The 22,737-nt window shown below is 48.3% G+C and carries 22 protein-coding genes and 1 tRNA gene; 22 read left to right on the forward strand and 1 reads right to left on the reverse strand.

Annotated elements, in window-relative coordinates; all coding sequences use genetic code 11:
• Positions 1-249 precede the first annotated feature (249 nt).
• Genes carA through OEY58_20580 form a run of 4 tightly spaced genes read left to right on the forward strand, consistent with a single transcriptional unit; the run spans position 250 to position 5,575 of the window.
• Positions 250-1,383: a glutamine-hydrolyzing carbamoyl-phosphate synthase small subunit gene (gene carA / locus OEY58_20565; GenBank protein MDH5327856.1), complete on the forward strand. Its 1,134-nt coding sequence runs from the start codon at positions 250-252 to the stop codon at positions 1,381-1,383.
• A gap of 25 nt (positions 1,384-1,408) precedes the next feature.
• Entirely contained in the window at positions 1,409-4,630 is a 3,222-nt protein-coding gene (carB, locus tag OEY58_20570) for a carbamoyl-phosphate synthase large subunit (GenBank protein MDH5327857.1), read from the forward strand.
• Positions 4,627-5,106 carry a transcription elongation factor GreA gene (gene greA / locus OEY58_20575; GenBank protein MDH5327858.1) on the forward strand — a complete coding sequence of 160 codons (480 nt, stop codon included), beginning with the start codon at positions 4,627-4,629 and terminating at the stop codon, positions 5,104-5,106. Before carB ends, greA begins: the two co-directional genes overlap by 4 nt.
• 28 nt (positions 5,107-5,134) lie before the next feature.
• Entirely contained in the window at positions 5,135-5,575 is a 441-nt protein-coding gene (locus OEY58_20580) for a DUF4149 domain-containing protein (GenBank protein ID MDH5327859.1), read from the forward strand.
• Here OEY58_20580 and yhbY read toward each other — a convergent pair.
• Positions 5,572-5,871, reverse strand: a complete 300-nt coding sequence (yhbY, locus tag OEY58_20585) for a ribosome assembly RNA-binding protein YhbY (protein ID MDH5327860.1) — start codon at positions 5,869-5,871, stop codon at positions 5,572-5,574. The genes OEY58_20580 and yhbY overlap by 4 nt on opposite strands.
• A 12-nt stretch (positions 5,872-5,883) precedes the next feature.
• Here yhbY and OEY58_20590 point away from each other — a divergent pair, with 12 nt between their 5' ends.
• From OEY58_20590 to OEY58_20675, 18 genes are all read left to right on the forward strand, one after another.
• Positions 5,884-6,171, forward strand: a complete 288-nt coding sequence (locus OEY58_20590; GenBank protein MDH5327861.1) for a hypothetical protein — start codon at positions 5,884-5,886, stop codon at positions 6,169-6,171.
• On the forward strand, positions 6,171-6,806 hold the full coding sequence (gene rlmE, locus OEY58_20595) for a 23S rRNA (uridine(2552)-2'-O)-methyltransferase RlmE (GenBank protein ID MDH5327862.1): 636 nt from the start codon (positions 6,171-6,173) through the stop codon (positions 6,804-6,806). Before OEY58_20590 ends, rlmE begins: the two co-directional genes overlap by 1 nt.
• Positions 6,807-6,901: 95 nt before the next feature.
• A complete protein-coding gene (gene ftsH, locus OEY58_20600; GenBank protein MDH5327863.1) occupies positions 6,902-8,821 on the forward strand; it encodes an ATP-dependent zinc metalloprotease FtsH in 1,920 nt (639 codons plus the stop codon).
• 5 nt (positions 8,822-8,826) lie between these two features.
• On the forward strand, positions 8,827-9,678 hold the full coding sequence (gene folP, locus OEY58_20605) for a dihydropteroate synthase (GenBank protein ID MDH5327864.1): 852 nt from the start codon (positions 8,827-8,829) through the stop codon (positions 9,676-9,678).
• Between the two features lie 111 nt (positions 9,679-9,789).
• Positions 9,790-11,142 carry a phosphoglucosamine mutase gene (glmM, locus tag OEY58_20610; protein MDH5327865.1) on the forward strand — a complete coding sequence of 451 codons (1,353 nt, stop codon included), beginning with the start codon at positions 9,790-9,792 and terminating at the stop codon, positions 11,140-11,142.
• A gap of 211 nt (positions 11,143-11,353) precedes the next feature.
• Positions 11,354-12,106 (forward strand): triose-phosphate isomerase, encoded by a 753-nt coding sequence (tpiA, locus tag OEY58_20615; protein ID MDH5327866.1) that lies wholly within the window; start codon positions 11,354-11,356, stop codon positions 12,104-12,106.
• A gap of 82 nt (positions 12,107-12,188) precedes the next feature.
• Entirely contained in the window at positions 12,189-12,647 is a 459-nt protein-coding gene (gene secG / locus OEY58_20620; protein ID MDH5327867.1) for a preprotein translocase subunit SecG, read from the forward strand.
• A gap of 65 nt (positions 12,648-12,712) precedes the next feature.
• Positions 12,713-12,797: transfer RNA gene (locus OEY58_20625), tRNA-Leu, on the forward strand.
• Positions 12,798-13,204: 407 nt separating this feature from the next.
• A complete protein-coding gene (locus tag OEY58_20630; protein ID MDH5327868.1) occupies positions 13,205-13,561 on the forward strand; it encodes an NADH-quinone oxidoreductase subunit A in 357 nt (118 codons plus the stop codon).
• Positions 13,552-14,031: an NADH-quinone oxidoreductase subunit B gene (locus tag OEY58_20635; protein ID MDH5327869.1), complete on the forward strand. Its 480-nt coding sequence runs from the start codon at positions 13,552-13,554 to the stop codon at positions 14,029-14,031. The genes OEY58_20630 and OEY58_20635 overlap by 10 nt, the downstream gene beginning before the upstream one ends.
• Before the next feature lie 14 nt (positions 14,032-14,045).
• Positions 14,046-14,729, forward strand: a complete 684-nt coding sequence (locus OEY58_20640) for an NADH-quinone oxidoreductase subunit C (GenBank protein ID MDH5327870.1) — start codon at positions 14,046-14,048, stop codon at positions 14,727-14,729.
• A 2-nt stretch (positions 14,730-14,731) separates the two neighbouring features.
• On the forward strand, positions 14,732-15,985 hold the full coding sequence (locus tag OEY58_20645; GenBank protein MDH5327871.1) for an NADH-quinone oxidoreductase subunit D: 1,254 nt from the start codon (positions 14,732-14,734) through the stop codon (positions 15,983-15,985).
• A gap of 14 nt (positions 15,986-15,999) precedes the next feature.
• Positions 16,000-16,515, forward strand: a complete 516-nt coding sequence (gene nuoE, locus OEY58_20650; protein ID MDH5327872.1) for an NADH-quinone oxidoreductase subunit NuoE — start codon at positions 16,000-16,002, stop codon at positions 16,513-16,515.
• 3 nt (positions 16,516-16,518) lie between these two features.
• Positions 16,519-17,793, forward strand: a complete 1,275-nt coding sequence (gene nuoF / locus OEY58_20655; protein MDH5327873.1) for an NADH-quinone oxidoreductase subunit NuoF — start codon at positions 16,519-16,521, stop codon at positions 17,791-17,793.
• 104 nt (positions 17,794-17,897) lie between these two features.
• A complete protein-coding gene (gene nuoG / locus OEY58_20660; GenBank protein ID MDH5327874.1) occupies positions 17,898-20,261 on the forward strand; it encodes an NADH-quinone oxidoreductase subunit NuoG in 2,364 nt (787 codons plus the stop codon).
• Positions 20,262-20,399: 138 nt separating this feature from the next.
• The gene (gene nuoH, locus OEY58_20665) at positions 20,400-21,494 is read left to right on the forward strand and encodes an NADH-quinone oxidoreductase subunit NuoH (GenBank protein MDH5327875.1); all 1,095 of its coding nucleotides are present in this window, start codon (positions 20,400-20,402) and stop codon (positions 21,492-21,494) included.
• Positions 21,495-21,609: 115 nt separating this feature from the next.
• A complete protein-coding gene (nuoI, locus tag OEY58_20670) occupies positions 21,610-22,098 on the forward strand; it encodes an NADH-quinone oxidoreductase subunit NuoI (GenBank protein MDH5327876.1) in 489 nt (162 codons plus the stop codon).
• Between the two features lie 17 nt (positions 22,099-22,115).
• Positions 22,116-22,721 (forward strand): NADH-quinone oxidoreductase subunit J, encoded by a 606-nt coding sequence (locus tag OEY58_20675; GenBank protein MDH5327877.1) that lies wholly within the window; start codon positions 22,116-22,118, stop codon positions 22,719-22,721.
• Positions 22,722-22,737 lie beyond the last annotated feature (16 nt).

A 22,737-nucleotide genomic window follows, 5' to 3' on the forward strand; every position in this document is an offset into this window, starting at 1 on the left:
TGGTTGCAAAGAATTGATATAGCACAAATAAATGTTAAAAAACCGGTATCGGGACTTTCAATAAAGGGCCTATCAAAGTAGAATAGCGGAAGTCTCTATCGGCTATCCATGGCCTTTGAGGCATAATGCCATCCGTGGCAAAAGCCTGAATTCGAGAACGTAGGTTAATGAATTTGTTTTTTTAAGACGGGAGAGATGTGTAACATCGCTCCCGTTTTTGTGCATATAGAATTTGTGTATTTGGAGGGCGTGTTGAGAAAACCGGCAATTTTGGCGTTAGCTGACGGAACGGTATTTCATGGAGTGTCCATTGGTGCTGCGGGACAATCCGTTGGTGAGGTGGTTTTCAACACAGCAATGACCGGTTATCAGGAAATTCTTAGCGACCCTTCTTACGCGCGTCAAATCATCACTCTAACTTATCCTCATATCGGTAATGTGGGCACCAACGCAGAAGACCAGGAATCCGATGCTGTTTATGCCAGCGGTTTGGTGATTCGGGATCTGCCGCGCCTGGCAAGTAACTGGCGCAAACAACAAACTCTTGAAGAGTATTTGCAACAACACAATACGGTAGCTATTGCAGATATTGATACCCGCCAGTTGACGCGAATTTTGCGAGAAAAAGGGGCTCAAAACGGTTGTTTGATGGCCGGCGAGCACATCGACGAAGCGCAGGCCATCGCCGCCGCCGGCGATTTTCCCGGATTGGTGGGTATGGATTTGGCCAAGGAAGTAACCACGTCGGAAACCTATACCTGGAACCAGGGTTGCTGGCAACTGGGTCAAGGCTTTCCGGAAATCTCCGAAGCAGAACTCCCTTACCATGTGGTCGCCTACGATTTTGGCGTTAAGAAAAATATTCTGCGTATGCTGGCGCAACGAGGTTGTCGCTTGACCGTAGTACCGGCACAAACGCCTGCAGCCGATGTGCTGGCTCTGGAACCGGATGGTGTGTTTTTGTCTAATGGACCTGGAGATCCTGAACCTTGTGAATATGCTTTGGCTGCCATTCAAGAACTGCTGAATACCAATATACCCATGTTTGGGATTTGTTTGGGGCATCAGTTACTGGCGCTGGCCAGTGGTGCCCGCACCGGCAAAATGAAGTTCGGCCACCATGGTGCCAATCACCCGGTACAGAACCTGGACAGCAAAGAAGTGTTGATTACCAGTCAAAACCACGGTTTTGCTGTATTGGAAGAAGGAATGCCGGATTATTTGGAAGCGACCCATAGATCCTTGTTTGATGGCTCATTACAGGGCTTGCGCCATAAGACCAAAGCGGTTTTTGGTTTTCAGGGCCACCCGGAGGCCAGCCCCGGTCCTCACGATGTAGCACCTCTGTTCGACCAATTTGTCGACTCCATGCGTAAAGATTAAAAAATTAGGTAAGCACTGATACATCATGCCAAAACGTACCGATTTAGACAGTATTTTGATTATAGGCGCCGGGCCCATTGTCATTGGGCAGGCCTGCGAGTTTGACTATTCCGGAGCGCAAGCTTGTAAAGCTCTGAAGGAAGAGGGATACCGGGTCATCCTGGTCAATTCCAATCCCGCCACCATTATGACTGACCCCGGCATGGCAGATGCCACTTACATAGAACCCATTACTTGGCAGGCGGTTGCCAAAATCATAGAAAGAGAAAAACCCAAGGCCTTACTGCCTACCATGGGCGGACAAACGGCCTTAAATTGCGCGTTGGATCTGGTGCGAGAAGGGGTGCTGGAGCAACACGGCGTGGAAATGGTCGGTGCCAGTCGTGAAGCCATCGATAAAGCGGAAGATCGGGAACAGTTCCGCAACGCCATGCGCAAAATCGGCCTGGATATGCCGCGTTCCGCCGTTGCTCACAGTCTGGAAGAAGCGTACCAAGTGCAAGCCCAGGTCGGGTATCCCACCGTGATCCGGCCATCATTTACCATGGGCGGCAGTGGCGGTGGTATCGCCTACAACAAAGAAGAATTCGAAGAGATTTGCCGACGCGGATTGGATTTATCACCTACCAATGAACTGCTCATTGAAGAGTCTATATTGGGGTGGAAAGAGTACGAAATGGAAGTGGTGCGCGACCGCAAGGACAATTGCATCATTATCTGCTCCATTGAAAACTTTGATCCCATGGGGGTTCACACCGGTGATTCCATCACCGTGGCGCCGGCGCAGACGCTGACCGATAAGGAATACCAAATTATGCGTGATGCCTCTTTGGCGGTGTTACGTGAAATTGGTGTGGATACCGGCGGTTCCAATGTGCAGTTTGCCATTGATCCTGTCTCCGGTCGCATGATCATTATCGAAATGAATCCCCGAGTTTCCCGTTCTTCAGCCTTGGCTTCCAAAGCAACTGGTTTTCCTATAGCCAAAGTGGCAGCCAAGCTGGCGATTGGTTACACCTTGGATGAGTTGCAAAATGAAATTACCGGCGGTTCGACTCCGGCTTCCTTCGAGCCATCCATCGATTATGTGGTTACCAAGGTGCCACGTTTCACATTTGAAAAGTTTCCTTCAGCCGATGCGCACTTGACGACACAAATGAAGTCCGTCGGTGAAGTGATGGCAATCGGTCGCTCTTTTCAGGAATCGCTGCAAAAAGCCTTACGTGGATTGGAAACTGGAGCCAGTGGATTTAATGAACTCTTTACGGACAACAGCGAAGCCGGTTTGATTGAGCTGAAGCACCAATTACGTCATCCCGGACCGGAGCGTATTTGGTTTGTTGCTGACGCCTTTCGCCTCGGTCTGAGCTTGCAAGACATTCACGAGATATCCAGTATCGACCCCTGGTTTTTGGTGCAAATTGAAGAGATTGTTCAACTTGAGGGTGAAGTTAAAAACGCCGGGATTAAAAGCCTGGATAAACAGCGTATGTTTCAGCTTAAACGTAAGGGCTTTTCTGATATTCGTTTAGCCCAGTTGCTTGGCATAAAAGAACTGGAACTGCGTAAATTACGCCATTCCCTGGGCGTTCGGCCGGTTTACAAGCGGGTGGATACCTGTGCAGCAGAGTTTGCCACCAGCACAGCCTATATGTATTCCACATACGAAACGGAGTGTGAATCCCTGCCCACTAATCGGGAAAAAATCATGGTATTGGGCGGTGGACCCAATCGTATCGGGCAGGGTATAGAATTCGATTACTGTTGTGTGCACGCCGCCTTTGCTATGCGTGAAGACGGCTACGAAACCATCATGGTCAACTGTAATCCGGAAACCGTATCTACGGACTATGACACTTCCGATCGGCTTTATTTTGAACCTCTGACCTTAGAAGATGTGCTGGAGCTTATCGACCTGGAGCAACCAAAGGGTGTGATTGTGCAATACGGCGGTCAAACCCCGCTTAAATTGGCTCGTGATCTGGAAGCGGCAGGAGCGCCTATCGTCGGTACCAGTCCCGATTCCATCGATTTGGCCGAGGATCGGGAACGGTTCCAAAAGCTCATTGACCAATTGGGTTTGAAACAACCGCCCAACTGTACCGCCACTCAGGCAGAACAGGCGGTGGAATTGGCACAGGAAATTGGTTATCCCCTGGTGGTGCGTCCTTCCTATGTATTGGGCGGCCGAGCCATGGAGATTGTCTATTCTGAAGATGAGTTACGCCGTTATATGCGCGAAGCGGTTTCCGTCTCCAATGACTCACCCGTATTGTTGGATCATTTCCTGGATCAGGCCGTCGAAGTGGATTTTGACGCGGTTTGTGATGGTAAGAGAATCCTCACCGGCGGTATTATGCAGCACATTGAGCAAGCCGGGGTGCATTCGGGTGATTCGGCATGTTCTTTACCACCCTACAATCTGGCGGCCGACATTCAGGACCAATTACGACAACAGGCTGAAAAAATGGCGCTTGCTCTGAACGTGGTGGGATTAATGAACGCCCAGTTTGCCATTCAAGGCGAGGATATCTATATTTTAGAAGTAAATCCACGCGCATCGCGAACCGTTCCTTTCGTTTCCAAAGCCACAGGAATTCCTTTGGCAAAGGTGGCGGCTCGGTGTATGGTGGGTAAAACCCTGGAACAACAAGGGGTAGTGAAAGAAGTCATCCCTAAATATTTTTCGGTTAAAGAAGCGGTATTTCCGTTTGTGAAGTTTCCCGGTGTGGATCCCATATTGGGTCCGGAAATGAAATCAACCGGAGAGGTCATGGGGGTCGGATACAGCTTTGCCGAAGCCTATGCCAAGGCCCAACTGGGGGCAGGCATTACGTTGCCATCCGGGGGTAAGGCCTTGTTCAGTGTCCGTGATGCAGACAAAGAGGCGGCAATAGATGTGGCTCGCAAGATTGCTGCGTTGGGGTTTGAAATTATTGCGACCACCGGCACCGCCAAAGCTTTGATGCAGGCTGGAATCGCGTGTCAAACGGTACACAAGGTGAACGAGGGCCGACCTCACATTGTGGATATGATAAAAAACAATGAAATTCAATTTATTGTTAACACGACCGAAGGCAAGCAGGCCATAGCCGATTCCGGTACTATCCGGTCCAAGGCGCTACAATATAAAGTAACGTATACCACAACCATTGCCGGTGCGTACGCCACGTGCCTGGCCATAGAGCAAGATGCCGTATCGAACATTTACCGATTACAGGACTTACATAGGGAGCTGGCGGAATGAGCGGAAAAGTACCCATTACTGCGCGAGGGGCGGAAAAGTTAAGGGCGGAGCTGAAAGAATTAAAAAACGTCGCCAGACCCAGAGTCATTGAGGCAATAGCCGAAGCGCGGGCTCATGGCGATTTGAAAGAAAATGCAGAATATCACGCGGCGCGGGAACAGCAGAGCTTTATTGAAGGGCGTATTGCCGATATTAACGGTAAGCTGGGTAATGCTCAAATTATTGATATTACCAGTATTGCACCTACGGGTAAGGTTATATTCGGGACCACGGTTGAGTTGATCGACGAAGACAGCGGTGAAGAAATCGTGTATCAAATCGTCGGTGAAGATGAAGCTGATATTAAAGAAAAACGTATATCCAATACCTCACCGATAGCACGCGCGCTTATAGGTAAAGAAGAAGGGGATGTGGTTGAAGTGCAAGCCCCTGGCGGGGTTCGCAGTTACGAGATTGTGAGTGTGAAGCACATCTAACTCTTTTGGGTTTTTACTCGGGTATTTTATGAAGTTCCTGGAAGCGATTCATGACGTGGCACTGGTGTTTTGGATTGGTGGCTTATGGTCCATCGGTTATTTATCCGCGCCCGTACTTTTTTCCGTATTGGACAGTCGCCAATTGGCGGGGCAAGTCGCCGGGCGACAATTTGAATTAATTGCGATTGTTGGTTTTGTTTGCGCAACGGTACTGTTGGCATCTTTGTGGGTTCGTTGTGGCAAGGTGTGGCAGCTTTGGTTGGTGCTGACCATGTTGGTGCTGGTGTCAGTAGGCTTTTTTGGACTTCAGCCGATGATGCAGGAACTCAAAGCAATGGGTATAACACCAGGTAGCGAGCAGGCTACAGCGTTTGGTCGGCTGCACGGTATTTCCAGTCTCTTGTATTTGCTCACCAGTGTGATGGGCTTGGTTTTAGTGATAAAACCTGCTAACCCAAAGCGGGTTTAATCTTTGGGTAATTGAATCTGGGGTTTTTGAGCGGCGCGGTAAATTGTGGCGACATGCCCAATCAAATACACGACCTGACTTTTGGTTTGGTCGCAGATTTGTTGCAATAAAGCCGTTTTAGCGTCTTTGTCCAGCGCGCCCAACTTAATTTTCATAAGCTCGTGGTGCTCAATGCTGGAAGCAATTTCATCCATTACGGCTGTGGTTAAACCGGCATTTCCCAGGGTTACCACAGGTTTCATGTTGTGAGCACGGGCTCTTAAAAAGCGTTTTTGTTTCGCGGTTAAAGATTGCATAATAGGGTCAATATGTTTTCGAAAGACAATTCCAAAAAAACCAACGGTTTCGGAGTGGCACCCAGTCCCTTTAATGCTGTAAAGCTGGAGCTGGGAGTTATTTTGGTGCTAAGCCTATGTGTTTGGCTGGCGGCGGAGTTTATCACAGCCAACGATTTTGTACAGTTGTTAATATTGTCAGGCTTCAGCGTGGCTGCAACCGTTTGGTTGATTCTGCGGACTAAGGTTTTGTTAAGTAAAGGTTTATTGACCAAAGAAAACCACAAGAAAGACCCGGACTCGGGTTCAGAATCGAACTAATGCCTTCCAAGTCCCGCAGCAAAAGTAGCCGCCGCTGGCTGCAGGATCATTTTGATGATCCTTATGTAAAACAATCTCAACGCGACGGATATCGCTCCCGAGCCGTTTATAAACTCATAGAGATTCAGGAAAAAGACAAAATCATCCGACCTGGACAGCGGATTGTAGACCTGGGAGCGGCCCCCGGCGGTTGGTCCCAGGTGGCTTCTCAATGGTTGGACAATAAAGGGAAAATCTATGCCTTGGATGTGTTACCCATGGATACCATAGAAAATGTAGAGTTTATCCATGGAGATTTCACGGAAGAAAGTGTTCTGGAACAATTACTTCAAAGTATGGGTCCAAGTAAAGTGAACCTTGTAATGTCAGATATGGCCCCCAATATAAGTGGTATACGGGCGGTGGATCAGCCCAAGTCTATGTATTTGGCGGAGTTAACTTTGGATTTGGCTCAAAATGTGCTGCAACCTGGAGGGGATTGTTTGATGAAAGTTTTCCAGGGTGAAGGTTTCGATGAACTGATCAAGCGTTTACGAAAGCATTTTACCAAGGTCATCACACGCAAACCCAAAGCCTCTAGACCCAAATCCAGGGAAGTGTATCTCCTGGCAAGAGGGTTTAAAAGCTTAGAATGAAAGAGGTAGAACTTTACTAAAATGGAAGATATTTCATTGAATTTGGTGTATAGATACTGTAGAACGAACTCATACAAGAGCAGAGGCTTCTTATCTTGAACGATTTAGCTAAAAACCTTCTACTTTGGGTGGTCATCGCCATTGTGCTGGTGTCCGTATTTAATAATTTCACACCTCGGCCGCATGCTGCGAAACAAATGGATTATTCCGAATTTGTTGCAGAAGTGCGCAATGGTATGGTGAAACGAGTCATCGTGGAAGGCCGCAGCATTCATGGCGAAACCTCCGCTGGTGATCATTTTTTCACGTACAGCCCCGGTGATCCCGATTTAGTGGGTGAGTTGCTGGAGAACAATGTCTCCATTGATGCCAAGCCGCCGGAGCAGCAAAGCATCTTGATGCAGGTGTTTATTTCCTGGTTCCCCATGCTGTTGTTGATTGCCGTATGGATATTTTTCATGCGTCAAATGCAGGGTGGCGGCGGTGGTCGCGGTGCCATGTCGTTTGGCAAAAGCAAAGCCCGTATGTTGGGTGAAGATCAGGTAAAAGTGACATTTTCCGATGTGGCTGGTGTGGAAGAGGCCAAGGAAGAAGTGGCGGAGCTGGTGGAATTTCTCAGCGATCCGGGTAAATTCCAAAAACTGGGTGGCAAAATTCCACGTGGCGTACTCATGGTGGGTTCCCCGGGAACCGGTAAAACCCTCTTGGCCAAAGCCATTGCCGGTGAAGCCAAAGTCCCGTTTTTCACCATTTCCGGTTCCGACTTTGTGGAAATGTTTGTGGGTGTGGGGGCTTCCCGCGTACGCGATATGTTCGAGCAAGCCAAAAAACACGCCCCATGTATTATATTTATCGACGAAATTGACGCCGTAGGCCGACATCGTGGCGCCGGTTTGGGTGGTGGGCATGACGAGCGCGAACAAACCCTAAACCAATTATTGGTGGAAATGGACGGTTTCGAAGGTAATGAAGGCATTATCGTCATAGCCGCAACCAACCGACCAGACGTTCTGGATCCTGCTTTGCTGCGTCCCGGTCGATTTGACCGTCAGGTGGTGGTTCCCTTGCCCGATGTACGTGGTCGCGAGCAGATCCTCAAAGTACATATGCGCAAAGTACCTTTGGCGGACGATGTGAAGCCCAATATTATTGCCCGTGGCACACCCGGTTTCTCCGGCGCCGATCTGGCGAATCTGGTGAACGAGGCGGCTTTGTTTGCTGCTCGAGCCAACAGTCGTTTGGTCAATATGGACTTTTTTGAAAAGGCCAAAGACAAAATCATGATGGGCGCGGAGCGCAAGTCCATGGTTATGAGTGAGAACGAAAAGAAACTCACCGCCTATCACGAAGCCGGCCACGCTATTGTGGGCCTGAATGTGCCGTCTCACGATCCGGTATACAAAGTTACTATTATTCCCAGAGGCCGTGCCTTGGGTGTAACCATGTTTCTTCCGGAAGAGGATCGCTACAGTGCCAGCAAAGAACGCTTGGAAAGCCAAATTTCCAGCATGTTCGGCGGTCGTATTGCGGAAGAATTAATTTTCGGTCCGGAAAACGTCACTACCGGTGCCAGTAACGATATTCAACGTACCACTGAAATAGCCCGAAATATGGTAACTAAGTGGGGGTTGTCTGAAAAACTTGGTCCTATGGTGTACAGCGAAGACGAAGGTGAAGTGTTCCTGGGCCATTCTGTGACACAACACAAGAATGTTTCCGGTTCCACTGCCAAGCTCATTGACGAAGAAGTGCGTGCCATTGTGGATAGAAACTATGCTCGTGCCGAGCAAATTCTTAAAGACCATATGGATGAACTGCACGCCATGTCTGACGCTTTAATGAAGTATGAAACCATCGACCAGGATCAAATCAACGACATCATGAACGGGCGTACGCCCAGGCCGCCGGAAGGTTGGAGTGACGGCGGTGACGCATCCGGTTCCACCCGCCAGGAACACAAGCAAGATAAGCCGTCCAACAACGGTAATATCGGCACGCCTGCAGGCGAACACTGAGTGGTATGACACAGCGGTTACACTGCGCTGACAAGGCTCTGGACTTAAACACACCCCAAGTGATGGGGGTGTTAAACGTAACCCCCGACTCCTTTTCGGACGGGGGTTTGTTTTTGGATCAAGAAAAAGCTTTGCAGCAAGCTCGCTTAATGGTTCAGGAGGGCGCTTCCATCATCGATATCGGTGGTGAATCCACCCGTCCCGGGGCTACTTCGGTGAGTGAACAGGAAGAACTGGATCGGGTGATACCGATCATTGAGTTATTACGGCGTGAACTGCCCACCATTGTTTCTATTGATACCAGCAAAGCCGCAGTGATGCGCGAAGCAGTGGCGGCGGGAGCAGGCCTGATCAATGATGTGGCGGCATTGCGAGGTGAGGGCTGCATGGCAGTGGCGGCCCAGTTGAATGTGCCGGTGTGCCTCATGCATATGCAGGGTGAGCCCGGGACCATGCAACATCAACCCCAATATGAGAATGTGGTCCAGGAAGTAAAGCAGTTTCTGGAGCAACGAATTGCCGCTTGCATAGCTGCCGGTATGAGCAGAGACAAGCTGCTCATTGATCCGGGTTTTGGATTCGGCAAGAGCACGCAACACAATTTAAGTCTGGTCAAACATTTGCATGAGTTTCACTCGCTGGCGTGCCCTATATTGGTGGGATTTTCTCGCAAATCCACCATTGGAGCATTGTTGAGTGCAAACGATATACCCAGACCTGCGGACCAACGTTTATTTGGCAGTCTGGCGCTGGCCAGTATCGCCCAATGGCAAGGTGCCAGTATATTTCGAGTTCATGATGTGGCCGCTACAGCCGATGTATTAAAAGTAGGTCGTGCGCTGTTGCAATCACCGTGAATTTTGCAAAATGGGAATAATACGTGTTAACGGCGTAAATAATTAAGTGCGTTGTAGTCACAAATCAGCATAATAATACCCTTTAAGTGGTAACAATTTTGAGAGTGCAGCATGAGTCAACGAAAGTATTTTGGCACTGACGGAATCCGCGGTTGTGTGGGTCAGGGGGTTATAACTCCCGAATTTGTGATGAAGCTGGGCTGGGCCGTAGGCCGGGTATTGGCCAGTGGCAGTTTCAACGGCAGAAGCCGAGGCAAGGTGGTCATCGGCAAAGATACACGAATTTCGGGCTATATGTTTGAGTCGGCGCTGGAAGCGGGGCTTTCAGCTGCCGGTATTGATATTCTTTTGTTGGGCCCCATGCCCACTCCTGCCATCGCCTATCTCACCAGTACCTTACGGGCACAGGCGGGCATTGTTATCAGTGCTTCCCACAATCCCTATCAAGATAATGGCATTAAGTTTTTCTCTGCCGATGGCATGAAGCTGTCCGATGAAGTGGAGCTGGCCATTGAAGCGGAGTTGGAAAAAGAGATGCATTGTGTCGATTCGGCCAAATTGGGTAAGGCGGAAAGGGTTGAGGATGCCGCAGGCCGCTATATCGAATTTTGTAAAAGTACCATCCCTCCTCGCATGAGTTTAAAAGGATTACGTATCGTTGTGGATTGTGCCAACGGTGCCACCTACCATGTTGCACCCAGTGTGTTTATCGAGCTAGGAGCAGATGTTATCACCATTGGTAACAAGCCTAACGGCCTGAATATCAATGAACAATGCGGTTCTACAGCGCCCTCCTTGTTACAACACACCGTTCTGGAGCAGCATGCAGACCTGGGTGTGGGTTTGGATGGAGATGGTGATAGGGTCATTATGGTTGATCATACCGGCGAACTGCTGGATGGGGACGAGCTACTGTTTATCATCGCTATGTCCAGGTCGGAGACCAACGCCAAACCCGAGGCGGTTGTGGGTACTGTCATGAGCAATCTGGGGCTGGAGCATGCGCTGAAGCAGCACGGTATTGAGTTGGAGCGAGCCAAGGTAGGGGATCGCTATGTCATGGAAATTTTACAGCAAAATGGCTGTGTGTTGGGTGGTGAAGGTTCGGGGCATATCATTTGTCTGGACCGCACCACTACGGGAGATGGCGTGGTTTCCGCACTGCAAGTGCTGGTAGCCATGCAAAATAGCGGTAAAAGCCTGAATCAGCTCAAGTCCGGTATGACCAAGTATCCCCAGGTCCTGGTAAATGTTCCCGTCAGTGGGAAAGTAGACTTGGAAAACCAGCCTATTAGAGAAGCCGTGTCGGCAGTGGAGTTGCAACTTAAGGATCGGGGGCGGGTTTTGCTCAGGCCTTCCGGTACTGAACCCTTAGTGCGGGTAATGGTGGAAGGTCGGGATGCTGTAGAAGTGGAGCAACTTGCGGAACAACTAGCGGAAAAGGTTAAACAAGCCCTTTCATGACGCTGTTTTTCTAAGAAATCTTCTAACCACGGATTTTTTCTGTCGACCCGGCGCCGTCCAGGTTGAGCCAAACCCGTATTGAGGTCTGAAAATTCCTGTAAATAGGTGTTCGTTCAGGATATTTGCGCCGGCAAATTGATTTTTTCGGCGTCTGCGGTTAAGCTTCCAGCCCGATTTTTAGGTTTGTGGAAATTTAACAAAGGGGATTAACATGCGTCAACCGCTCGTAGCCGGCAACTGGAAACTCAATGGCTCCAAAGAGAACAACAAACAGCTGCTTGAAGCCATTATGGGCGGATCTGCTGATGTCAAAAATGCAGAAATCGCTGTGTGTCCTCCTTTCGTGTATTTACAGCAGGTGGCTGACATGCTGAAGGGCAGCAATATCAGCTACGGCTCCCAAAATATTTGTGAGCAGGAATCCGGTGCTTTTACCGGTGAAGTGGCGGCTGCCATGCTGAATGATTTCGGTTGCAAATATGCCATTATTGGCCATTCTGAGCGCCGTTCGATATACGGTGAAAGTGATGCGCTCATTGCTCAAAAATTTGTCGCTGCTAAAAAAGCAGCCATAATACCAATATTATGTGTAGGAGAATTATTGGAGGAACGTGAATCGGGTCAAACTGAAGCGGTTGTTGGCAAACAGCTGGATGCAGTGTTGGACCTCGCCGGCATTGAGGCATTTAGTCAGACTGTTATAGCCTATGAACCGGTATGGGCCATCGGCACGGGTAAAACTGCATCGCCGGAGCAAGCACAGGATGTCCATGCGTTTATTCGAGCGCGCCTGGCGACAAAAAATGCCGATGTGGCTCAAGCGATACAGATTCTTTATGGTGGCAGTGTCAAAGCGGATAACGCGGCCGATCTGTTTGCACGTGAAGATATTGATGGCGGGCTGATCGGCGGGGCTTCCCTGCAAGCCGAGAGTTTCTTGGCGATTTGTAAGGCCGCCGGTTAAATTAAATAGAGGTGGGAATACCTGTTGCAGGTGGCCCGTTAAGTGTCCTTATGGTTAGGATCAACAATGGTTAGGATCAACAATGGTTAATACAGTTTTAATGGTTATTCATGTTTTTGTCGCGCTGGGCATCATTGGCTTAGTGTTACTCCAACATGGTAAAGGCGCAGACGCGGGTGCTGCTTTCGGTGGTGGTGCTTCCGGTGGGGCGTCAGGCTCCGTTTTTGGTGCGCAGGGTTCCGCCACATTTTTGTCGCGATCTACCGCGATTTTGGCAACGGTCTTTTTTGTCACCAGCTTGTCCCTGGCCTATTTGTCTCAGGCGCCCAAAGAACAGAAAAGTAGCGTAGAGCAATTGATTGAAGAAAAAGTACCCGTTCCAGCCGCTGAAATGCCCAGTGAGATTCCTGCGGCTCCAGCTGACAGCTCTGAGCTGCCTGCTGTGCCATCGATGGATACTCAACCGGTGCAACAAGATACAGACGCTCAAACCGCTACGGAGACACCTTCTGCGCCAGAGGAAACGGCGCCGAAAAAATAGTCGTAATGAATATCACACATGACTAATGTGTGGTAGACGTTACAGATTGGAAACGATTTTATTACGCCGATGTGGTGGAATTGGTAGACACGCTGTCTTGAGGGGGCAGTGGCGAAAGCTGTGCCGGTTCGACTCCGGCCATCGGCACCATTTAAGTAGTGAAAACTGCTGTCAAAAAGCGCTGTATAAGCTTATACAGCGCTTTTTTATTGTCTGCTATTAAAACGGCCTTATGTAATTGTAAAGTATACTGATGCGGAATTTAACCGGACTAAAGCTGAACTGCTGCTGAACAATAAGAATGGATCTAATCTCACTGCCGGTTTACTTTACAAAAATATTAGATTTTGATAATTAACTTTTTGATTATACATTAATATTCAAGGTGTTTTCCTAACTTGACAAGTGAATCTGGTCTAGCCTAGACTCGACCTTCGCTTTTTTTACCGCTGTTTGTTATTTAAATGAGTTTTAAATAACGATTAAAAAAACAGCGGTGTAATCAGTGAGTACTGGCTGTAATAAAAATAATTATTAGGGTGGGGAGCAGTAACAGTATGCTTGAAAACTATTTGCCAATTTTGGTGTTTGTCGTTATTGGGATTGTTATGGGTGTGGCACCTATAGCAGCCAGCTATTTGCTGGGGCCAAGCAAACCCTACGGCGAAAAACTCTCGCCTTACGAATGCGGATTCGAAGCATTCGAAGATTCACGTATGAAGTTCGATGTACGTTTCTATCTAGTAGCTATCCTGTTTATTATTTTTGATCTTGAGATTGCGTTTCTGTTTCCGTGGGCCGTTGTGCTTAACGAAATAGGCATGTTCGGTTTGATCGCCATGGCGGTGTTTCTTGGTATTTTAGTTATCGGATTTATTTACGAGTGGAAAAAAGGGGCCTTGGAGTGGGAGTAGAAGGAATATTAGAAAAAGGTTTTACCACAACAACGGCTGACGCATTAATTAACTGGGCACGTACGGGTTCCTTGTGGCCCATGACTTTTGGTTTGGCTTGTTGTGCCGTTGAAATGATGCACGCGGGTGCATCCCGATACGATCTGGATCGTTTCGGCGTTATTTTTCGTCCCAGCCCCCGTCAATCCGATGTCATGATCGTTGCCGGCACTCTGGTGAATAAAATGGCGCCTGCACTGCGAAAAGTTTACGATCAGATGTCAGAACCGCGATGGGTTATCTCCATGGGTTCCTGTGCCAATGGCGGTGGCTACTATCACTATTCCTATTCCGTGGTTAGAGGATGCGATCGAATCGTGCCGGTGGATATTTATATCCCGGGATGTCCGCCTACTGCAGAAGCATTGCTCTACGGTATCATACAACTGCAAAATAAAATAAAACGCACAAACACAATCGCGCGTGTATAAAGAGATGATGAATCATGAGTGATGCAAGTTCGACGCTGAAACAGCGCCTGTTGGAAAAATTACCGGCAATCATTTCCGCCGAGGATGCTTTCGATCAAGTGACCATCGAATTGCCTACGGTAGATTTTATTCAAAACTGTATCTTGTTACGGGACCATCCGGATCTGCGTTTTGAGCAATTAACGGATGTTTGCGGTATCGATTACTTGTCCTATGGCGATGTGGAATGGGAAACGGTTTCTGCAACCGGAACCGGTTTCAGTCGCGGCGTGAATCGTGCCGAGACAGTCAGTGCGGGTGCAAGCAACACAGATCGGTTTGCCGTTGTTTATCACTTAATCTCTGTAAGCCATAACAAAAGACTACGAGTCAGAGTGCGCGTTGCCACGGATGCACCGATTGTGGATTCCGTTGTCGATATATGGAGTGGTGCCAACTGGTACGAACGTGAAGCGTTCGATCTGTACGGTATTATGTTTAGAGGGCACCCGGATTTGCGGCGTATATTGACCGACTATGGTTTTATCGGTCATCCGTTCAGAAAGGATTTTCCGCTGATTGGCAATGTGGAGATGCGCTACGACACTGAAAAACAACGGGTCGTCTATGAGCCCGTCAGTATAGAACCTAGAACACTTGTACCGAAAGTCAAACGAGATGATAACCGATACGTTAGTTCGGTCACGGAAGGGGAATAAGCGTGGCTGAAATCAGAAACTACACCTTAAACTTTGGACCGCAACATCCATCCGCTCACGGCGTATTGCGCCTGGTATTGGAATTGGATGGTGAGACCATAGAGCGAGCTGATCCACATATTGGTTTGTTGCACCGAGCCACAGAAAAGTTGGCGGAAAGCAAACCGTATAACCAAAGCATTCCGTATATGGATAGGCTGGATTACGTTTCCATGATGAGCAATGAACATGGTTATGTTCTGGCTTTGGAAAAGTTGCTGGGAGTAGAAGCTCCCATTCGTGCGCAGTACATCAGAGTGATGTACGACGAGATCACCCGTATCCTGAACCACCTCATGTGGCTTGGTGCCCACGCTTTGGATATTGGCGCCATGACAGTATTCCTTTACGCGTTTCGCGAAAGGGAAGACTTGATGGATGCTTACGAAGCAGTATCCGGTGCACGCATGCATGCGGCTTATTATCGTCCCGGCGGCGTATACCGCGATCTTCCCGAGTCGATGGCCAAGTACACGGCGTCTAAGTGGCACAGCCAAAAAGAAGTGGATGTAAAGAATAGTAATCGTCAGGGTTCTCTGCTGGATTTCCTCGAAGATTTTACCAATCGGTTCCCGGGTTGTGTCGATGAATACGAAACCTTGCTCACCGACAACCGTATCTGGAAACAACGTACCGTAGGTATTGGCGTGGTTTCACCGGAACGAGCGTTACAACTGGGGTTTACCGGACCTATGTTGCGAGGCTCCGGTATTGAATGGGATCTTCGTAAAAAACAACCGTATGAAGTATATGATCAACTGGATTTTGATATTCCGGTGGGCTTAGGTGGCGACAGCTACGATCGCTATTTGGTACGCATAGAGGAAATGCGTCAATCCAATTACATTGTAAAGCAGTGTATTGACTGGTTGCGACAAAATCCCGGCCCTGTCATGTTAGACGACCAAAAACTGGCCCCCCCGAAACGGGAAAGTATGAAAAGTGACATGGAATCATTGATCCACCACTTTAAATTGTTTACTGAAGGTTATGCATTACCGGAAGGGGAAGTATATACCGCTGTTGAGCATCCTAAGGGTGAGTTCGGTATTTATTTGGTGTCCGATGGCACCAATAAACCTTTCCGTTTGAAAATCAGAGCACCGGGGTTCGCGCACCTGGCTGCCTTGGATGAAATGGCGCGAGGTCATATGTTAGCGGATGTGGTGGCCATTATTGGTACGCAGGACATCGTGTTCGGTGAAATTGACCGTTAAAAGGCAGATTGATTATGGCAGCACATATAGATGAAAACGCGTTGAGCCGACAGAAGTTGTTATCCGAAGATACACTGGCTCAAATAGACCAGTTCTTGGCGAAATATCCCGAAGACCGAAGACAGTCTGCGGTGATGCCGTCCTTACGTGTGGCTCAGGAAGCCAATGGTGGATGGTTGACCGTTCCTATCATGGACGAGATTGCAGCCTATCTGAAAATTCCTCCAATTGCTGTGTATGAGGTTGCCAGTTTTTACTCCATGTACGAGCACAAACCTGTTGGACGACACAAGATATGTGTGTGTACCAATATTTCCTGTCTGTTGTGCGGTTCGGAAGAAATCGTGGCCCATTTGGAGAAAAAACTGGGTATTAAAATGGGAGATACCACGGACGATGGTCGTATCACCTTAAAGGAAGTCGAGTGTCTGGGCGCTTGTGTTGGTGCGCCTATGTTTCAAATTGGCACCGACTACTATGAACATTTAACACCGGAAAAAATCGATTCGATTTTGGATCAACTGGATTAGGCTATGGCAAACGAAGTTTGTTTCAGAAATAACCATCTGGAAAATTCCTGGGAACTGGATACCTACGTCAGTAGCGGCGGCTATGAGATGTGGAAAAAAATTCTTAAGGAAAAGACCTCACCGGATGACATTATTGCGGAACTGAAAACCTCTGCGTTGCGAGGACGTGGCGGTGCGGGATTTCCCACCGGGTTGAAGTGGAGTTTTATGCCACGCAATACCCCAGGGCAAAAATACATTGTCTGTAACTCCGATGAGGGTGAGCCGGGAACGTGTAAAGATCGTGATATTCTACGATACAACCCGCACCAACTGGTGGAAGGTATGGCCATCGCCGGTTATACCATCGGCGCGACTAAAGGTTACAACTATATTCGCGGCGAGTTCTGGGAACCCTATGAACGCTTTCAAGCGGCAATCGACGCTGCTTACGAGGCAGGTTTACTGGGCAATAATATTTTGGGTTCCGGAGTGGACTTCGATTTGTATACGCACTTGGGTGCCGGTGCATACATATGCGGTGAAGAAACCGCATTGATCGAATCCATAGAAGGTAAGAAGGGGCAACCACGATTTAAACCGCCTTTTCCCGCCAGTTTTGGATTATATGGCAGACCCACCACCATAAATAACACCGAGACTTTGGCTTCTGTACCGCGGATTTTAGAAAAAGGTGGACAGTGGTTTCTGGACCTGGGTAAACCCAATAATGGCGGGTCAAAAATCTTTTCTGTCAGTGGGCATGTGAATAAACCGGGTAATTATGAAGTTCCCATGGGTACACCTTTCGCCGAATTGCTGAAAATGGCCGGAGGTGTGCGGGATGGACATAAACTTAAAGCGGTTATTCCGGGTGGATCCTCCACACCGGTGGTTCCCGCAGATGTCATGATGCAAACGGATATGGACTATGACTCCATAGCCAAGGCCGGTTCCATGCTAGGTGCAGGATCCGTCATCGTCATGGACGAAACGACTTGTATGGTAAAGGCTTTGGCTAGGTTGTCACATTTTTACTACGAAGAATCCTGCGGTCAATGTACTCCTTGCCGCGAAGGGACCGGCTGGTTAGCCCGCATGGTTCACCGAATTGAACACGGTCATGGCAGACCGGAAGATTTGGATGTGCTGATGAATGTATCGTCCAAAATCGAGGGCAGAACTATATGTGCCCTGGGTGATGCGGCTGCAATGCCGGTCGCCAGTTTCATTAAGCATTTTCGGGATGAGTTTCAATATCATATAGATCACAAAACCTGTATGGTAGGCGCCTCCTAAGGGCGCAGTTAAAGATAATAAACAACGGGTGTCATTACTGCAGCTATTGCTAATGAACTTATGCTTAAACATAGAGCGGACATAGTTAAGGGTTTTAGATAACGATGGTTAGCATCGAAATTGATGGAAAAGAGATAGAAGCACGCGAAGGTGCCATGATCATCGAGGCAGCCGATGAGGCTGGTATTTACATACCTCGATTTTGTTATCATAAAAAACTGTCAATAGCGGCGAACTGCCGCATGTGCCTGATCGAAGTAGAGAAGGTGGGCAAACCCCTGCCTGCTTGTGCTACACCGGTTACCGATGGTATGAAAGTCTTAACCCGTTCCAACAAAGCGATTGAAGCACAGAAGGGCGTGATGGAGTTTTTGTTGATCAACCATCCCCTGGATTGTCCTATCTGTGATCAGGGCGGCGAATGTGAATTGCAGGATATTGCTGTTGGTTACGGTAACGATGCGTCTGAATACGGCGAAAAGAAACGCGTGGTTAAAGACAAAAATCTGGGGCCCCTCATAGCCACTGATATGACCCGTTGTATTCATTGTACCCGTTGTGTGCGTTTTGGTGATGAAATTGCCGGCCTGCGCGAATTGGGAGCCACCGGTCGTGGCGAACATACGGAAATCGGTACCTATGTTGCTCAAGCCGTGACTTCTGAGATTTCCGGTAACGTTATTGATTTATGTCCGGTTGGCGCATTGACTTCCAAACCCTTCCGTTTTTCCGCAAGAGCCTGGGAAATGACTCAGCGGGACAGTATCGCGCCACATGATTGTTTGGGCTCCAACATTCACGTTCATGTGAGCAACAACAAAGTGATGCGGGTAGTGCCTCGGGAAAACGAATCGATCAATGAGACCTGGATTTCCGATCGGGATCGATTTAGTTATGAGGCCCTCAACTCCAACAGTCGTTTACAGAAACCCTTAATTAAAACCAAAGGTCAATGGCAACAGACCGATTGGGATGTAGCGTTGAATTTTACCATTGAAGGTGTTCAAAGAATGCTCAATGGATACGGTGGTGAGAATATGGGAGTGCTCACCTCCGCGGTCGTATCGACAGAAGAAATGTATTTGCTGCGAAAGTTAAGCGATTCTCTGGGCATTAATAATCTGGACTATAGAATCCGCCAGCAGGATTTTTCCGATCAGAACATAGAACCGGTGTATCCATGGTTGGGACAGAACATTGCCGATTTGGAAAACAATGACAGCATTCTTTTAATCGGTTCCAACATTAGAAAAGATCAACCTTTGGCTGCACACCGCTTACGTAAAGCGGCGCATAAAGGCACAAAGGTTATGTTTATCAACACGGTCGATTACGATTTTTGTTTACCCGTGTGTGCAAAATTAGTGACTAACCCGGTCGCCTACACAGCGGAACTGGCTGCAGTGGCCAAAGCAATTGCTGCGAAGAGCGGTAAATCGTTACCGGAAGAGATCAATAAACAATTGACGGATGTGGAGGTTGCTCAGGCGCATGAAGATATAGCGGCTAATCTTGTGTCCGGTTCCAATAGCAGTGTCATTTTAGGACCACAAACTCTGAATCATCCGGACCTATCCGGCATTCGCTTGATGGCCAATCTAATCGCACAGTTAAGTGACAGCAAAGTGGGTTACTTGCCCGACTACGGTAATAGTAGTGGAGCACGACTCAGTGCCTGTGTTCCTCATCGGGATCTTCATGCAGATAGCCAAGACGGACTGGATGCTTTGACTATGTTCAAGAATCCACGCAAAGCCTATTTACTATATGATGTCGAACCGGAAGTGGATAGCGCAGAACCGACCCTGGCTAAGCAGGCACTAAGCGATGCGGAATTTGTGGTTTGTTTTAGTAGTTTTGACAGCCCGGGTATGCGTGAATACGCTGATGTGATTTTACCCATCGCACCGTTTACAGAAACCTCCGGTACCTATATCAATATAGAAGGGGTTTGGCAAAGCGTCAGCGCTGTGGTGCCAACCCTGGGTGACGCCAGACCCGGTTGGAAAGTCTTACGCGTGTTGGGTAATTTGTTCGGTTGCAATGGCTTTGATTTTATGAGTACAGAAGAGGTTCGTGACGAACTGAAGCAAATCGTGGGTGAACGCAAGCCTGATAATCTTATGACTGTACGCGGTACGCCTAAAATCCAAAAACCCAATGGTGAAATCAAACGCATTTCCGAATGGCAAATGTACGTGGGAGACAGTTTGCAACGCCGAGCGACAGCGCTGCACGAAACGATGGACGGCGGCCCGGCAAAAATATTTATTAATTCCAGTTTGGCCGGGGAATTGGGGTTACAAAACGGTGATCGAGCCAGTGCGACTATGGATGGGCGAGAAGTGGTTTTACCGGTGGTTTTGACAGATGCAGTAGCAGATCGATGTGCATTGATTCATGCAGGATGTGAAGAAACGGCAGTATTAAGTACAGGCTTAGGAGCATTAACCATAACTCGGGTATAGAGGCTCGAGTTTGTTGGAATGAAGCAGGGTTTTTTTGACTGTCCATAACGTTTTGCAACGTAACGGTCGAAGTAACCGATGTCGGAACGGTGGAAATCACCGGGTTTAGAACGTATTAGAAAAAAAAGCGACACCAGGATGCTAGAATTTATAGAACAATATTTAACATGGTTACCACCGGACGTGGCGCACAGTGTAGCTGTGATTGCCGTTATCTTATTTAAGATCGGTGTACTACTTGGACCATTGCTGGGTGCGGTGGCGTATCTGACGCTGGCCGAACGTAAAGTAATCGGTTACATCCAAGTGCGCATTGGCCCAAACCGGGTCGGTCCACGAGGATTGCTGCAACCCATCGCGGATGCAGTAAAATTGCTGTTTAAGGAAACCATTCTTCCGACCAGTGCTAACCGTTTCTTGTTTTTGTTGGGGCCGGTTTTGACCTTGGCGCCGGCGCTTGCCGCTTGGTCTGTTGTGCCGTTTTACGACGACATGGCACTTGCCAATATTAATGCAGGTGTATTGTATATTCTTGCCATGACCTCTATCGGTGTTTATGGCGTTATCATCGCCGGCTGGGCTTCTAACTCCAAATATGCCTTTCTGGGAGCTTTACGTTCCGCTGCGCAAATCGTCTCTTACGAAATCGCAATGGGGTTTGCCATTGTCGGTGTGTTACTGGCCGCCGGTAGCATGAACATAGGAACTATTGTCAACGCTCAAAACGGCAGTTTGTTGCATTGGTTTTGGTTGCCCTTGTTACCGTTATTTGGCGTGTATTTTATTTCAGGTGTGGCGGAAACCAACCGCGCTCCGTTTGACGTAGCGGAGGGTGAATCAGAGATCGTAGCGGGATTCCACGTCGAATACTCCGCCATGACTTTCTCTGTATTCTTTTTGGCGGAGTACGCCAATATGATTCTGATTGCCATGTTGACGGCGCTGATGTTTATGGGTGGCTGGTTAACTCCTTTCCAGGGAATTCTACCCGAGTCCGTTCTCACCGCACCGGGAATCGGTTTACTGTTGGGTAATGGCATACATTGGTTGATCATCAAGACGGCCGTCTTTCTGTTTATGTATTTGTGGTTGCGAGCCACTTTTCCCAGATATCGTTATGACCAAATCATGCGCCTGGGTTGGAAGGTGTTTATTCCCATTACTATCGTTTGGTTGCTGGTAGTGGGTTGGGGCGTTGTAGCCAATGTAGGACCCTGGTTCGATAAAGTTTGATCTGTTCTCAGAGCATGTTGTTACCCAATGTTCGTAGAACCGGTCGTCGTCAGGGCGAAGAACGGAATATAACAGGAGAAATCCGGAAGAACCTAAAGCCGGTATTAAAGTAAGCATGAATACCATAGCCAATTACATTAAAAGTTTATTCTTATTGGAACTGTTTCGGGGTCTGGCATTGACCGGGCGGTATTTTTTCCGCAAAAAAATTACCGTACAGTATCCTGAAGAGAAGACCCCTATGTCTCCTCGCTTTAGAGGATTGCACGCATTGCGACGCTATCCCAACGGTGAAGAACGCTGTATCGCCTGTAAATTGTGTGAGGCCGTGTGTCCGGCATTGGCTATAAAAATTGAATCTGAGAAGCGCGCAGATGGCACCCGGCGTACCACGCGCTATGACATCGATCTGACTAAATGTATTTTTTGTGGATTTTGCGAAGAATCCTGTCCGGTGGATTCCATTGTTGAAACTCATATATTTGAGTATCACGGTGAGGAACGCGGCGATTTGTATATGACCAAGGAAAAATTGCTTGCGGTTGGTGACAAATATGAAGCGGAAATTGCTGCCAATAGAGCAGCAGACGCTCCTTATCGTTAAGAGAAGAATATAAAAGCATGGGTATAGAACAAATATTATTTTATGTGTTTTCGGTGATACTGGTATTTGCCGCTACTATGGTGGTTACGGTGCGTAACCCGGTATTTGCTGCTTTGTTTTTAGTGTTGGCATTTTTCACCAGCGCCGGCATTTGGCTGTTGTTAGAGGCGGAATTTCTTGCCTTAACCTTGATACTGGTTTATGTGGGCGCGGTCATGGTGCTGTTTTTGTTTGTGGTGATGATGCTGGACATCAACTTGGCCACATTGAAAAAGGGTTTTTCCATCTATGTGCTCATCGGTTTGGTTGCGGCACTCACCATGATGTATCAATTGTCCACCGTTGTGGGGCCGGAACGTTTTGGTCTTCACAAAGACCCTGATCCAACACCTAAAGCGGCGGACTACAGTAATACCGCAGAAATCGGTCGGGTGCTGTATACAGAGTATTTGTATCCGTTTGAGATTGCTGCCGTCATCTTGCTGGTAGCGATTATCGCCGCCATTGCATTGACTATGCGTAAACGTACTCGCCGGCAGCAGCTGGGGCCGGAAGAACAAGTCAAAGTTAAACGTAAAGACCGAGTTCGCTTGGTGAAAATGGCTACAGAGAAAAAACAATGATAAAAATGACACAGAT

The organism is Gammaproteobacteria bacterium, from assembly GCA_029882975.1.
Lineage (GTDB): Bacteria > Pseudomonadota > Gammaproteobacteria > SZUA-152 > SZUA-152 > JAJDNG01.

Coding starts and splice junctions, on each gene's coding strand:
- nuoG (MDH5327874.1), top strand. CDS start 17,898: ATGGTTAGCATCGAAATTGATGGAAAAGAGATAGAAGCACGCGAAGGT.
- rlmE (MDH5327862.1), top strand. CDS start 6,171: ATGCCTTCCAAGTCCCGCAGCAAAAGTAGCCGCCGCTGGCTGCAGGAT.
- OEY58_20630 (MDH5327868.1), top strand. CDS start 13,205: ATGCTTGAAAACTATTTGCCAATTTTGGTGTTTGTCGTTATTGGGATT.
- yhbY (MDH5327860.1), bottom strand. CDS start 5,871: ATGCAATCTTTAACCGCGAAACAAAAACGCTTTTTAAGAGCCCGTGCT.
- tpiA (MDH5327866.1), top strand. CDS start 11,354: ATGCGTCAACCGCTCGTAGCCGGCAACTGGAAACTCAATGGCTCCAAA.
- glmM (MDH5327865.1), top strand. CDS start 9,790: ATGAGTCAACGAAAGTATTTTGGCACTGACGGAATCCGCGGTTGTGTG.
- carB (MDH5327857.1), top strand. CDS start 1,409: ATGCCAAAACGTACCGATTTAGACAGTATTTTGATTATAGGCGCCGGG.
- nuoE (MDH5327872.1), top strand. CDS start 16,000: ATGGCAGCACATATAGATGAAAACGCGTTGAGCCGACAGAAGTTGTTA.
- OEY58_20675 (MDH5327877.1), top strand. CDS start 22,116: ATGGGTATAGAACAAATATTATTTTATGTGTTTTCGGTGATACTGGTA.
- OEY58_20640 (MDH5327870.1), top strand. CDS start 14,046: ATGAGTGATGCAAGTTCGACGCTGAAACAGCGCCTGTTGGAAAAATTA.
- OEY58_20580 (MDH5327859.1), top strand. CDS start 5,135: ATGAAGTTCCTGGAAGCGATTCATGACGTGGCACTGGTGTTTTGGATT.
- OEY58_20590 (MDH5327861.1), top strand. CDS start 5,884: ATGTTTTCGAAAGACAATTCCAAAAAAACCAACGGTTTCGGAGTGGCA.
- nuoF (MDH5327873.1), top strand. CDS start 16,519: ATGGCAAACGAAGTTTGTTTCAGAAATAACCATCTGGAAAATTCCTGG.
- secG (MDH5327867.1), top strand. CDS start 12,189: ATGGTTAATACAGTTTTAATGGTTATTCATGTTTTTGTCGCGCTGGGC.
- nuoI (MDH5327876.1), top strand. CDS start 21,610: ATGAATACCATAGCCAATTACATTAAAAGTTTATTCTTATTGGAACTG.
- nuoH (MDH5327875.1), top strand. CDS start 20,400: ATGCTAGAATTTATAGAACAATATTTAACATGGTTACCACCGGACGTG.
- folP (MDH5327864.1), top strand. CDS start 8,827: ATGACACAGCGGTTACACTGCGCTGACAAGGCTCTGGACTTAAACACA.
- greA (MDH5327858.1), top strand. CDS start 4,627: ATGAGCGGAAAAGTACCCATTACTGCGCGAGGGGCGGAAAAGTTAAGG.